Origin of the sequence: Streptomyces sp. ISL-100 (assembly GCF_018614615.1) — a bacterium.
Lineage (GTDB): Bacteria > Actinomycetota > Actinomycetes > Streptomycetales > Streptomycetaceae > Streptomyces.
Genome location: NZ_JAGGOK010000108.1, coordinates 1 through 11,816, shown reverse-complemented (window position 1 = coordinate 11,816; position 11,816 = coordinate 1). Strand labels below are relative to the sequence as shown.

General features: G+C 69.2%; 13 protein-coding genes, 1 pseudogene and 1 riboswitch. Of the genes and pseudogenes, 4 read left to right on the top strand and 10 right to left on the bottom strand.

Annotated elements, in window-relative coordinates; all coding sequences use genetic code 11:
- Nucleotides 1–29: 29 nt before the first annotated feature.
- The gene (locus tag J7E89_RS36855; protein WP_308315724.1) at nucleotides 30–1,022 is read right to left on the bottom strand and encodes an aldo/keto reductase; all 993 of its coding nucleotides are present in this window, start codon (nucleotides 1,020–1,022) and stop codon (nucleotides 30–32) included.
- Between the two features lie 136 nt (nucleotides 1,023–1,158).
- Here J7E89_RS36855 and J7E89_RS36850 point away from each other — a divergent pair, with 136 nt between their 5' ends.
- Complete coding sequence (locus J7E89_RS36850; protein WP_214980426.1) at nucleotides 1,159–2,052, top strand: LysR family transcriptional regulator; 894 nt, start codon at nucleotides 1,159–1,161, stop codon at nucleotides 2,050–2,052.
- Here the strand turns inward: J7E89_RS36850 and J7E89_RS36845 are convergent.
- Nucleotides 2,042–2,533, bottom strand: a complete 492-nt coding sequence (locus tag J7E89_RS36845) for a hypothetical protein (protein ID WP_214980424.1) — start codon at nucleotides 2,531–2,533, stop codon at nucleotides 2,042–2,044. The two genes, J7E89_RS36850 and J7E89_RS36845, sit on opposite strands and share 11 nt — an antisense overlap.
- A gap of 276 nt (nucleotides 2,534–2,809) precedes the next feature.
- Between J7E89_RS36845 and J7E89_RS36840 the strand changes: the two are divergent.
- Nucleotides 2,810–2,995: pseudogene (locus tag J7E89_RS36840) on the top strand (dienelactone hydrolase family protein); the annotation flags it as partial.
- Between the two features lie 37 nt (nucleotides 2,996–3,032).
- On the opposite strand, the gene J7E89_RS36835 reads toward J7E89_RS36840, so the two are convergent.
- From J7E89_RS36835 to J7E89_RS36805, 7 genes are all read right to left on the bottom strand, one after another.
- On the bottom strand, nucleotides 3,033–3,626 hold the full coding sequence (locus J7E89_RS36835) for a class I SAM-dependent methyltransferase (protein ID WP_214980429.1): 594 nt from the start codon (nucleotides 3,624–3,626) through the stop codon (nucleotides 3,033–3,035).
- Between the two features lie 82 nt (nucleotides 3,627–3,708).
- Nucleotides 3,709–4,065 carry a hypothetical protein gene (locus tag J7E89_RS36830; protein ID WP_214980423.1) on the bottom strand — a complete coding sequence of 119 codons (357 nt, stop codon included), beginning with the start codon at nucleotides 4,063–4,065 and terminating at the stop codon, nucleotides 3,709–3,711.
- A 140-nt stretch (nucleotides 4,066–4,205) separates the two neighbouring features.
- Entirely contained in the window at nucleotides 4,206–5,057 is an 852-nt protein-coding gene (locus J7E89_RS36825) for a GNAT family N-acetyltransferase (protein ID WP_214980421.1), read from the bottom strand.
- Between the two features lie 62 nt (nucleotides 5,058–5,119).
- Nucleotides 5,120–6,004 carry an MBL fold metallo-hydrolase gene (locus J7E89_RS36820; RefSeq protein WP_214980419.1) on the bottom strand — a complete coding sequence of 295 codons (885 nt, stop codon included), beginning with the start codon at nucleotides 6,002–6,004 and terminating at the stop codon, nucleotides 5,120–5,122.
- A gap of 11 nt (nucleotides 6,005–6,015) precedes the next feature.
- Nucleotides 6,016–6,083: riboswitch (guanidine-III (ykkC-III) riboswitch) on the bottom strand.
- A 30-nt stretch (nucleotides 6,084–6,113) separates the two neighbouring features.
- Nucleotides 6,114–6,446 (bottom strand): hypothetical protein, encoded by a 333-nt coding sequence (locus tag J7E89_RS36815; RefSeq protein WP_214980418.1) that lies wholly within the window; start codon nucleotides 6,444–6,446, stop codon nucleotides 6,114–6,116.
- Between the two features lie 101 nt (nucleotides 6,447–6,547).
- Complete coding sequence (locus tag J7E89_RS36810) at nucleotides 6,548–7,405, bottom strand: serine hydrolase (RefSeq protein ID WP_308315723.1); 858 nt, start codon at nucleotides 7,403–7,405, stop codon at nucleotides 6,548–6,550.
- 177 nt (nucleotides 7,406–7,582) lie between these two features.
- A complete protein-coding gene (locus tag J7E89_RS36805) occupies nucleotides 7,583–9,151 on the bottom strand; it encodes a hypothetical protein (RefSeq protein WP_214980416.1) in 1,569 nt (522 codons plus the stop codon).
- Between the two features lie 199 nt (nucleotides 9,152–9,350).
- On the opposite strand from J7E89_RS36805, the gene J7E89_RS36800 reads away from it, so the two are divergent.
- Together J7E89_RS36800 and J7E89_RS36795 are read left to right on the top strand one after the other, a co-directional pair.
- Nucleotides 9,351–10,208 carry a class I SAM-dependent methyltransferase gene (locus J7E89_RS36800; RefSeq protein ID WP_214980415.1) on the top strand — a complete coding sequence of 286 codons (858 nt, stop codon included), beginning with the start codon at nucleotides 9,351–9,353 and terminating at the stop codon, nucleotides 10,206–10,208.
- Between the two features lie 174 nt (nucleotides 10,209–10,382).
- Nucleotides 10,383–11,204 (top strand): alpha/beta fold hydrolase, encoded by an 822-nt coding sequence (locus tag J7E89_RS36795; RefSeq protein ID WP_214980414.1) that lies wholly within the window; start codon nucleotides 10,383–10,385, stop codon nucleotides 11,202–11,204.
- Nucleotides 11,205–11,233: 29 nt separating this feature from the next.
- Here J7E89_RS36795 and J7E89_RS36790 read toward each other — a convergent pair whose 3' ends face one another.
- Nucleotides 11,234–11,806 (bottom strand): isochorismatase family protein, encoded by a 573-nt coding sequence (locus tag J7E89_RS36790; RefSeq protein WP_214980428.1) that lies wholly within the window; start codon nucleotides 11,804–11,806, stop codon nucleotides 11,234–11,236.
- Nucleotides 11,807–11,816 lie beyond the last annotated feature (10 nt).

Sequence of the window (11,816 nt, the reverse complement as noted above, 5' to 3'; positions counted from 1 at the left end):
CCGGGGCCGGGGGCGTATCCGTTGTCGCGTCAGTCCTTGGCGAGGATCGCCTCGATGCTCAGGAGTTCGGCCTCGCTGAACTCCAGCCGGGCGACGGTCTCGACGCTGTCGCGCAACTGCCGGGCGCTGCTCGCGCCGACGACCGCGGAGGTCACCGTGTCGTCGCGCAGCACCCAGGCGAGCGCGAGCTGGGCCAGTGACTGGCCGCGCTCACGTGCCAGTTCGTTCAGCGACCGCAAGCGCGTCACCAGCGAGTCCGTGACCGCGTCCGCTGTCAGGAACGGGCTCGTACCGGCAGCGCGGGAGCCTTCGGGGACACCGTCCAGGTACCGGTCCGTGAGCAGCCCCTGGGCGAGCGGCGAGTACGCGATGGCCCCTGCTCCCACCTCCCGCAGGGTGGGGAGAACGTCGTCCTCCGGAGCCCGGTCCAGCATCGAGTACCGGGGCTGGTGGATCAGCAGGGGTGTGCCGAGCTCGCGCAGGATCGTGGCGGCCCGCCGCGTCTGCTCGGCGGGGTAGTTGGAGATACCCGCGTAAAGAGCCTTGCCCTGCTGGACTGCGGTGTGCAGCGCCCCCATCGTCTCTTCGAGCGGGGTGTCGGGGTCGTAACGGTGCGAGTAGAAGATGTCGACATGGCCGAGCCGCATCCGGCGCAGGCTCTGGTCGAGGGAGGCGAGCAGGTACTTCCGCGAGCCCCACTCGCCGTACGGGCCCGGCCACATCAGGTACCCGGCCTTCGTGGAGATGACGACCTCGTCCCGGTACGCCGCGAAGTCCTCCGCGAAGATGCGGCCGAAGACGGTCTCGGCCTCCCCGGGCGGCGGGCCGTAATTGTTGGCGAGGTCAAAGTGGGTCACCCCCAGGTCGAAGGCGCACCTCAGGATCTCGCGCTGGGTGTCGAGGCCGCGGTCGCTTCCGAAGTTGTGCCACAGGCCGAGTGACAGCGCCGGCAGCTTCAGACCGCTGTTGCCGACGCGGCGGTACGGCATGGTGTCGTAACGGCCGGGGTGGGCGGAGTACACGTGGGTCTCCTCTGGGGGAGTGCGGGCCGGCGGGGGAGTGCGGCGCGGAGCGCGCCGCGTACCCAGACTGCCCGGCCGGCCGTCATCCCGTCCAACAGAAGAATGCGAATGCTTTGAGAAGCTACGCTTCTGAATTATGGAACTGAGACACCTGGAGTACTTCGTCGCCGTGGCCGAAGAGTGCCACTTCACCCGGGCCGCACAGCGGCTCATGGTGTCGCAGTCCGGGCTGTCGGCGGCCGTGCGGGAGCTGGAGCGGGAGCTCGGCACCGCGCTGTTCGCCCGTACCACCCGGTCGGTGGGTCTGACCGAGGCGGGACGCGCGCTGCTGGCCGAGGCGCGGCGTACCCTCGCGGCAGCCCGCGCCGCGAAGGATGCCGTGGCCGCCGTCCAGGGGCTCCTGCGCGGCACGCTCACCGTGGGCACCGAGCAGTGCATCGCGGGCGTACATGCCCCGGGGCTGCTGGCGCGCTTCCACCAGCGGCACCCGCAGGTGGAGATCCGGCTGCGGCAGGCGGGCTCCGCCCAGCTCATCGAGGAGGTCGGCAGCGGGCGGCTCGACCTCGCCTTCGCCATCGACTGCGGGGACACACCGCGGACCGTACGGATGCTGCCGCTCACGGACGAGCCGATGCTGCTGCTCTGCCACCCGGATCATCGGCTGGCCGGGGCCGGGGAGGTCTCCTGGCACGAGCTGCGCGACGAGCCTTTCATCGACTTCCACTCGGACTGGGGGCCGCGCAGGGTCGGCGACGCGGCGTTCGCCGCCGCTGGGATCGGCCGGCAGGTGTCGCTGGAGGTCAATGACGTCCACAGCCTGCTGGAGCTGGTCCGTGAGTCGCTGGGCGTCGCGCTCGTTCCCCAGCATTTCACGCGCAAACCGGAGGCGGCGGGACTGTGCGCCGTCCCGCTGGCCGGCGCGGAGCGGCTGACGTACAGCAGTGTCACCGCGCTGCCCCACGAGGAGTCCACGAGCCCGGCGGCTCGCGGCCTCCTCGGGCTGCTGGGAACGGCTGCTGCTACTTCTTGAGCGGCTCCAGGCAGAGGGCGACGTCTATGCGGCCGCGCTGAGTGATCGTGAACTTGCTTTCACCGGGCTTGCATTCCAGGGTGTCGGCGCTCATGCCTTCTTCGGTGACCTTGAGCTCCGCCTTCGGGCCGGCGCAGTCGACGATCTCGATGTCTGGGCGGGCTTCCGTCCCCTTCTCCATCACGCAGTCGCCGACGTCCGCGCTGTAGGCCGAGTTGTCGGGCTTGGGGTCGGGGACGGATGTGGTGCTGTGGTCCTTGAAGAAGAAGACGTAGATGAGAACGACGATCGCGGCGACGACGAAGCTGGCGCCCTTGATGACAGGCGAGAGGCCGCGGTTGCGCCGGGGCGGCTGCGGGGGCTGCCCGCCGGGCACACCGTACGGGGGCTGCGGCTGGCCTTGGTAGGGCTGCTGGCCGTACGGGGGCTGGCCCTGCTGCGGGTACGGGTTGTAGCTGCCCTGCGGCGGTGGCGTGGACATGGTGGGCTGATTTCCCCTCGATGGCGGAGTCACGGCACATCAACTTGACGCGCCCCCAACAAGTTAGCTGTCGCAACCGACAGCGCGTCCGCCGGGGTTGGCTGCCGAACGGTGCCCGGTGTGGCTGAACCGCCCTACCGGCCCGCTGGCATGATGCCCGAATGAATGATCACCAGCGGGCCGGCCCGTCCCGGACAGCCGGCGAACGTGCCTCGCTCACGGGCTTTCTGCAGCATCAGCGCGAGACTCTGGCCATGAAGTGCTCAGACCTGACTACCCGAGGCCATCAGTGAGGTCAACGAGGCCATGGATGCCGCAGGTGTCGGCTACACCACCGAGATCTACCCCGGCACCTTCCACGGCTTCACCATGTCCGACACCGACGCCTTCAACCCCTCCGCACTGCAGCGCCACTGGGACCGCCTGCTCCCCCTCCTGGACCGCAGCCTGGCCAACGGCTGAGGCTCCGGCTCGGAATCGGTTTCACGCCGGGATCGTTTCAGGAGCGCGTTTCACACGGCTGGAGGCGGCGTGCCGCAACAACCACCGAACTGGCTGGTGTTGTGAGCATTTCAGTGGCGTCCAGGGCTGGATGAGTGAGGTAGAACAGGCGGAGCTGATCCACTTCGCCGCCGAAACGAGGCGGCCAATGGGGCGAGGGGGTGAAGTCGTCCAGGATGAGAAGGCCACCGGGAGCAAGCAGCTCGACGACCCCCTGGGGGTCGTCACGCTTGCCCCCGCCGTCGCAGAAGAAGACGTCGAAGGGGGCATGCTGCTCAAGCAGCCGCCAGTCCCCAGTGAGAACGCTGACGCGCTTGTCGTCCGCGAAGACACTGGCCGCTCGACGGGCCAGCTCCTCGTCACGCTCTACGGTAACCAGGCGTGCACCAGCGCCAAGGCCACTGTGCAGCCAGGCGGTGCCCACTCCCGAGCCGGTGCCGCTCTCCGCAATGATTCCGTGGGGTTTCGCAGAAGCAGCCAGCCCGAGCAACCTGCCCACTTCAGAGATGCAACTCTTCCTGAATCCCGCCTCGGAGGCGACACGCTCTGCGGCCGCCACGCGAGGCGGAACCGCGCGTTGCGTCATGGTCACGTCCCCCTTCACCGTGAACGCGACGCTATCCGCCGGCAGAGCCGTCCGCACGGAGTTTCGCCTGTCCGGACCCGGCGTCCCTTCACAGGCGCCGCAGGATCCTCCGCAGCCGCCGCAGGGGACGGGGCGACGGCTTGGGTTGCGCCGGCGGTTCGTCCGGGCTGCTCCACAAGGGCACCTGTGGCATGAGGAAGCGCGAGCCCGAACTCTCCATCACGCAGAAAGGCTCGCCGCTCATGTCCTCCACAACGACACGGAAGGGCCGGGGCGGCTCCTCGGGCAGTTCCGCCTCCAGGACCGCGGCACCTTTGGGCCGGCCCTTTCGGTAGGCGACGACCTTGCCGTCCACCAGGACCTCAATGCCGTCGGAGGGCCGTCCGACCTGGACGCTGATGGAGTGCCCATCCTGATCGAGGTGAAATCGGTGACTATGGGTCATGACGTACCTCCCCCAGCGGTGCGGGACGTCCTGGTCCCAGAGTACGCAGCCCCCTCCGAAACCTCGCCCGGCACCAGCAGTGCCTGCCCGACCACATGCGGTCACCACCCCCTCCAACGTGAGCGGAAGGCCTCGACTGCCTACTGACCACGGGCGGGCTGGTTGGCGATCAGCAGGGTGGTTCCGGCCGGGCGGAATCCCAGGCGGGCGTAGATACGGGCGACGGCCTCCTCCGCGTAGGCGAGGAAGACGGTGTGGACACCGTGGTCGCGGGCGTGGGAGGCCAAGGCTGCCATGACGGCCGCGCCGAGACCCTGGCGGCGGGCGGTGGGGAGGGTGCCGATACCGCCGATCTCGGTGATGCCATGCGCCGGGTGGTAGTGACCGGCGGCAAGCGGAGTGCCGTCCGGGGCGAAGGCAGCGGCGAGCGTTTTGTGGCCGGAGCGGAGGAAGGGGCGGGTCATCGCCACCGTGCCGTCCGCTATGAGCTTTTCCGCCGCCACCGCCAGCTCCGCGCGGCCCGCCGGCCCCAGCGCTGTGCCCTCTGCCGCGAAGGCCAGCTGCGGGATGGCGAGCACGGCGGGCAGGGCCGGGTCGTCGGCCTCCAGGGCCCGGATCGTGACGCCCGGTGGCAGGGACTGCGGGGGCAGCGGATGGTGCGGGTCGAGGGTCATCAGCGGGCGTTCCGTGACCGGCAGGCCTGCTGCCTCGATGCGGGCGCGCAGCGAAGGCGTCACCTCGGCGAGCCACTCGAAGGCCTCCGGCACACCGAGCTCACGCTGCCGGGCGCGTACTCGGGCGATGTCGGCGGCGGTGGCAGTGGCGGCACCTGCCGAGGCGGGACGGGCATGGTACGGGCCACCGTAGAAAGGGGCGCCTGCCTCCTTGCGTACGAAGAGGCACAGGGAGTCGAACTCCTCGGCTTCGGCGAACAGCAGCGGTACGGCGGCGTAGTACTGCTCGATGCGATCACGCAGGGACGGCTGGCTCATGCGACACATCCCATCACGGCCTTTGGGCTCTTCACATCATCCCGGCGTTCAGCGGCGAGGGCCTACACCTGGTCCTCGCGGCAGATGACGAAGCCGGGGAAGGCATGCCGCCCGGGCCGGTCGCCGATCTCGTCGATCGCCTTGCGGATGTCACGCAACTGGCCCACGGTCATCTCCAGCGGCGGCTCGTCCGGCTGGTAGGTGGTGCGGATCGGGTAGTCCACACCGGGCACGTTGGTCATCTCGATGTGGCAGCCGAGAACGTGCGTGACCGGTCGGGTGCCGGCGAACGAGATCAAGCGGTCGATCGTACTGCGGAAGGCGGCCCAGTCCTCCACGTACAGCCGCCCGGGATACACCGTGTCGCCGGTGAGCAGGAATCCGGTGTGCGGGTCGTAGTACGTGACAGCGGCATCCTGATGGCCAGGGGTGGCAAGGCACTCCAGCACTCGGCCGCCGAGGTCGACCCGGGCCACCCGCCCGGGGTCGTCGGAGAATCCGAAGTACTCCCAGGCACTGTTGCGATCCGCTCCCACGACCATGGTGTGGGGGCGGTCGGTGAACTGTGCGTCGCCGGCGACGTGGTCGCCATGGGCGTGGGTGTGCAGGACGAGCAGCGTGTAGCCGTCCCGGGGATGCTCGGCCAGCCGGCGCCCGACCAGGTCGTCGACGACCTGGCGCAGAGGGAAGAACTCGGCGGACGCGGTGGCTCCGGTGTCGATGAGTACGGCCCGGGTGTTGCCGAACAGCAGGAACAGGAACGGTGCCTCGTAGTCGACCGCCATGTTCTGGCGCAGGATGAACGTGTGTTCATCGTAGGCGTGGACCTGGATGTCGGGATCGGTGTTGTGCTTCGCCGACGGCGATCCGTGGATCCAGTCGACGTCCAGGACGCGAGGTTCGGGCGCCTTGGAGGCGAAGTCGACCTGCTGCCCGTTTCCGCTCATGACGTCTCCTCAGAGCGTCGTCTTTGCAGGCCGGGTACGGCGCACATCTCGTCCGGGGCAGGCCCTTACGAGCCTCCGGGCGGAATTTACTACGCCCGGAGCAACCTGATCAACCGAAGCAAAGCCCGCGCTCGGTCAGCCAGTGTGCCAACTCCTTGCCGCGCAACAGCGGGAACTGTCCACCCCACTCATCCCAGTCCAGGCCGCTCTCGGCATGCAGTGTCAGATCGGCGACGGTCTGCCCGGCTGCATCCTTCACAAGGAATCGCACGTTACCCCAGCACATGCAGACAAACGCGTCTGCGTGGAAGTCGACCTCCAGCAGGCCGGCGAGCTGGGCAAGTTCGCCGGCGTCGCGGACAACCGCAACACTGCGCTCGCCGAGGTCGCGCACTTCGACCGTGTGGGCACGCCGCCACACGGTGTCGATGGGTGTGCGCAAGGCCTTCTCCTCAACTGGTTTCGGGCACACTAACAATGGTCAGGCGCCCGCCAGGTGGGTGGGGGCAGGCTCATCACCCGCCCCCTGTCGGGCCGCTTCGGCTACTTCTTGAAGCCGTAGTTCATCAGTTTCTTCGCATCGGTCGTGCGATGGGCCTGCGAAGACGAGGCCAGGACCGTGCCGATGACTGTCTTGCCGCCCCGGGTGGCGGCATAGACCAAGCAGTACCTGGCTTCCGGACCCGAGCCGGTCTTGACCCCGAGGGTCCCTGAGTACGTGCCGAGCAGGTTGTTGGTGTTGGTCCAGGACATGAAGCGGTAACCGTTGTTCCTCGTCGTGACCTTCTGCTTGGTCGACTTCGTCTTCACGACCGTACGGAACATGGGGTACGTCATCGCATTACTGGCGAGCTTCGTCAGGTCGCGGGGTGTCGAGTAGTTCGAGGTCTTTCCGATGCCGTCGAAGGAATCGAAGTGCGTGTTCCTCATACCGAGGCTCCTGGCAGTCGCGTTCATCTTGCCGATGAACGACTTCACACGTTTGGCTCGCGTGGAACCGCTGCCGAACTTGTCGGCCAGTGCGAACGCCGCGTCGCAGCCGGACGGCAGCATGAGCCCGTACAGGAGCTGGCGGACGGTGACCTTGTCGCCGACGATCAGACGGGCCGACGACGCGGTATTCGAGACGATGTAGTCGCTGTACGCCTTCTGGATCGTGACCTTGGAGTCCAGATTCAGATTCCGCTGGGCGAGCACCACCCGGGCCGTCATGATCTTGGCGGTGGAGCCGGTGGGAAGACGCTTGTCCGCGGCTTTGGCGAAGAGCGTCTTCCCCGTGCCGTTGTTCATCACGTAGCCGCCCCTGGCGGCGATCGTGGGCGGCCTGAGCGTGTCGGCCTGCGCCGGGGCGGAGAACGGCCCGGCCGTCAGGACGGCCCCTGCGGTAGCAGCGACTGACACCCCACGAAGAATGGCCGCACGGTTGTTTTTCAAGATTCAGTACTCCAAACGCCCCTCGGGGGCGGTCACATGAGAATGCCGTTGCTCGTGCACAACGCCCGGGAGGGGTCATTGGATGTGTTCCGCACCGGCTCCGTCCCCCTTGCGCGGACGTGACACATCGCGGGCGGAGTGCCGTCACCAACGCGGACGTGGCCATCCACTGGTGTAGCCGGGCAGGGATCGCTGCGCGTCCATCGGCCTTTCGCCGGACAGGTAGGCCCGGAAGCCGGCCCGGCGCCCCAGGTCGGGAAGCGGGTGGAGACGCCACTCGCGGGCGTACGCGGGAGGGCGCCGCCCCTGGGAGACCAGGACCGCGACGGGCTGCCGGAGCGCCGTGGCGGCGAGGGCCTGCGGTGTGATGCTGCCGTCGTGGCCACCGGGCTGGCGGGAGGCGCAGCCGGTACGGAAAGCGACCCGGACCGCCTCGTCACCGCTCACCACACACGGCGGGCGCACCCCCTGGGCACGCAATGCGGCGGCGATCCGGGTGAGATCGGCGGTGTCACGCCGTACCCGGTCCGCCATCCTGTCGACCAGGACGTACTGGATCGCCAGGTGAGCGGCGAGGGCAACGGCGACGACCCCGACCGCGGTACGCCGCCACCGCGGCCGGGGGCCGCACACCCGGACCAGACACTGCGCCACGGGCAGGGCCAGCAGGGCGTACGCCGGCAGCAGGAAACGCGGCGCCGCGTACCCGACGGTGAACAGATACGGCGCCGCCAGCGCCACCCCCACCATCGTCGCCAGGACGATCGGGCTGCGGCGGCGGGCGCGGACGGCGGCCCGCACACCGCCCGCCACGAGCAGGGGCAGGGCGAAGAACCAGAGGGCGGAGGCGGGGTGGCGCCAGGGCACGTCGCACGGCCGGCACAACGCACGCCCGCCCAGGGCCCGCACGTGGTCGTCGACGGCGAAATACCAGCCCAGGTGGCCCTGGATCTCACTGGCCCGCCGCAACCGGGCGGTGAGACCGCCGTAGTGGACGTACGCCTCGATCACCCACTCGGCGCAGCCGAGGACCACGCCCAAGGCCGCCACGACGACCAGCAGTCCCCGGCGGCGGGTACGCGGCATCACCAGGGCCGCCACGGTGAGTGCCAGCGCCAGCCACACCGCGTCGGACGGACGCATCAGCGCGGCGAACGCCACTCCGGCGCCCATACCGACCAGGGCCCAGTGCTCCCCGGGGTCCCGGGCGGCCCGCAGGAAGCACCCGACCGAGGCGAGGGCCCCGTACGCGACCCAGAGGTTCGGCATCGCCTGCCCGGCGTAGAACATCGTGACCCACAGGCTCGCGAACAGCCCTCCGGCGACCGCGAGCACGGCGGTGGGCAGCAGCCGCCGCCACACCCACAGCGCGAGGAACAGGCCGCAGCCGGCCAGCACGGCCAGGTACGCGCGCAGGGCCTCGGGCGAGGTGGTGAGAGCCGTGACGGGAGCGACGAGGTAGGTGATGCCACGGGCCCTGGGCGCGCTGAAGAAGGCCGGCGGTGCCTGCGGGCTGACCTGACTGACGTACACGGTCTCGTCCCAGCCGAGTCCGAGACCGGGCGCGACCAGGGCGAGGTGGATGAGGGCGAAGGCGGCGGCGACGGCCGCCAGGGGCAGAGGCCGCGCGGCCACCCCGACAGCGAAGCGGCGCTCGCGCGCCTCGAGCGGCACACGGTACGGCGTGCCGACGAAGAAGCGTGTTTGTTGCATGGCCTGGCCTCGCTCGGGGGTACGGCGGGTGACGGTTCGCCGGCCTGTTCCCTCCACGCTGCGGGTGGTCGCGCTGGGCCCACCAGGCCGGGGGAGGCACTCGGCTGAACAGTTGTCCCGAACGAGTGAGGGGGCGAGCCCGCGGGCCTGTGGTTAGCATCCGACCAAGGGGCAGCCCACCGATGGCACGGAGGCCGTCATGCAGCAGACACCCGCTTCGCGTCTGTCGGCGAACCGTTCACGACTCGGCCACAAGGTGCGATACGCGCTGCGGCATCCGGGGCGCGTGCTGCCCTACGTGCGCCGGGCGGGGCGGGACAGCTGGCTGCGGTTGCGGCACCGGGGGAGCCACGTCGCGTACTACAGGGCGGTGATGGCGTCCGACACGGCGCGCAGCCCGGAGGCGGCGGTCGGCGGCGGCCCCTCGTACGATCGCTGGCTGGCCATCGGGCAGATGCAGTTCGACTACCTGGTGCAGCACGGGCTGACGCCGCAGGACCGGATGCTGGAGATCGGCTGCGGGAATCTGCGCGCCGGCTGGCGGTTCATCGAGCACCTGGAGCCCGGCCACTACTACGGGATCGACATCTCGCCCGACATCCTCATCGAGGCGAAGAAGACTCTGGTCCGGTACGGACTTCAGGACAGGCTGCCGTATCTGACCCCCGTCGAGGACCTGAAGCTGGACTTCCTGCCCGACGCCTGGTTCACGGTGGTGCACGCCCACAGCGTCTTCTCGCACTCTCCGCCGGAGGTCATCGACGAATGCCTCGCACACGTCGGACGGGTACTGGCGCCCGGCGGCTTCTTCGACTTCACCTTCGACCGAACGGAGGGAGCCGAACATCATGTGCTGGGCGAAGACTTCTACTACCGTACCGAGACGCTGATCCGGCTGGCCGGGAAGCACGGCCTCGTCGCGTGCTTCATGGACGACTGGGAGCGACTGCCGCACGGCCAGTCGAAGCTCCGGGTCACCCTTCCCGTGGCCGACGGGTCGCCCGGGTCGCCCGTTCCTGCCGTGGCAGCTGAAGTATCCGCGGCGGACGCTGAGTGAGGCCCCGCGCCACGGCAGACGCGTCAGGCCCCCACTCCCCAGGAATTGCCGTCGAGAAGGACCAGGAGCGGCGCCAGGACGAGCAGACGCCCGGGGTGCGACTCACCGGCTGAATTTTCGCAGGGCGCCAGGAAGAATCGTGCAGCTATGGGGACAGTGGGAAGGCACGCGGTCATGGAAGGCCGCTTCCGCCATCGCAGGGCCGAGCTGGTCTACGACGACGCCGGTGAGGGCCCTCCAGCCGTGTACGCGCACGGCGGCTTGGTCAGCCAGGCCGTTGAGGACCGGATGGGCCTGTTCGACTGGGGGCCGGTGCTGGACCGGGGGCGGCGCCTGGTTCGCTATGACGCCCGGGCACATGGCCGATCCACCGGCGAACCCGTGGACAGCGACTACACCTACACCTCGCTCGCAGATGACCTGTTGGCCCTGCTCGACCACCTGGGCGTAACGGAACCCATCGACGCGATGGGCGCGTCGATGGGATGCGGCACCGTGCTGCACGCCGCTGTGCAGGCGCCCGACCGCTTCTCCCGCCTGGCCCTGCTCATCCCGCCCACCGCTTGGACGACGCGCAAGGCATACGCGCGGACCAACCAGGCGTCCGCTGACACCATCGGACGAGAGGGAGTGGACGCGTGGCTCGCCGCCAAGCGGGAACAGCCACGCCCCGCAGTCGTAGCCGACGTTCCCATATTCCCACCCACGCCTGCCGAGCGAGTACTGCCGTCCGTCCTACGCGGACTGGCACTCTCCGACTTGCCTTCCCCTGCGGCAATCGCCGCACTGCGCCGGCCGGCGTTGATCCTGGCCTGGGCGGATGACCCGGGCCACCCGCTGTCGACCGCGCAGACACTGGCCGATGTGCTGCCACACGCGGACTTGCATGTGTCCAGGACGCGCGCCGACATCTGCATGTGGGGAGAACGCATCGCGGATTACCTGACCAGGCCCGTACCGACCGACAGGAACAGCGGCCGCGACAAGCAGAGTTGAGGTCCGAGGCTGCAATCGGCCCGGTTGCTTCACCAAGACCGTGAGGGCAGGGCCGTGAACGTGACGTCCTTGGCGTGGGCGATGACCTCAACCTCGTTGCTGAGCGCCCATTCGGCGACCCGAGAGACCATGGCGGCCGGAACCCCGTCGCTGATTCCCGGTGCCGCCGGAATGTCGTACGTCGCGTGGGCGTCGTGCGGCAGCACAACCCGGTACCCCCGTGCCAGGGCCGTGCGGGCCGTCGCCTGGACGCACATCTCGGACATCATGCCGCAGACGGCGAGCGCCTGTACCCCCAGATCGGCCAACTCGCTCCCCAGGGAAGTCCCTTCGAAGCCATCGTCCTGGGTCTTGCGGATCACGATCTCCGTGGGGCTGGCCTCGACGGGGTGGTGGAGTTCCCAGCCAAGCGTGTGGGGCTCGTCGTCCGCTCCGACGGGACCGTCGTTCTGAAGGTGGACGACGAGCGCCCCGCTCTCTCGTGCCCGTGCGATCAGGTCCGTTGTCCGGTCCACGAGCCGGGCCGCCTCGGGTACTGCCCCGTCACCGGAGACGAAGGCTGATTGAACGTCCACAACGATCAGCGCCTCTATAGGAGTCAGCCGTTCACCT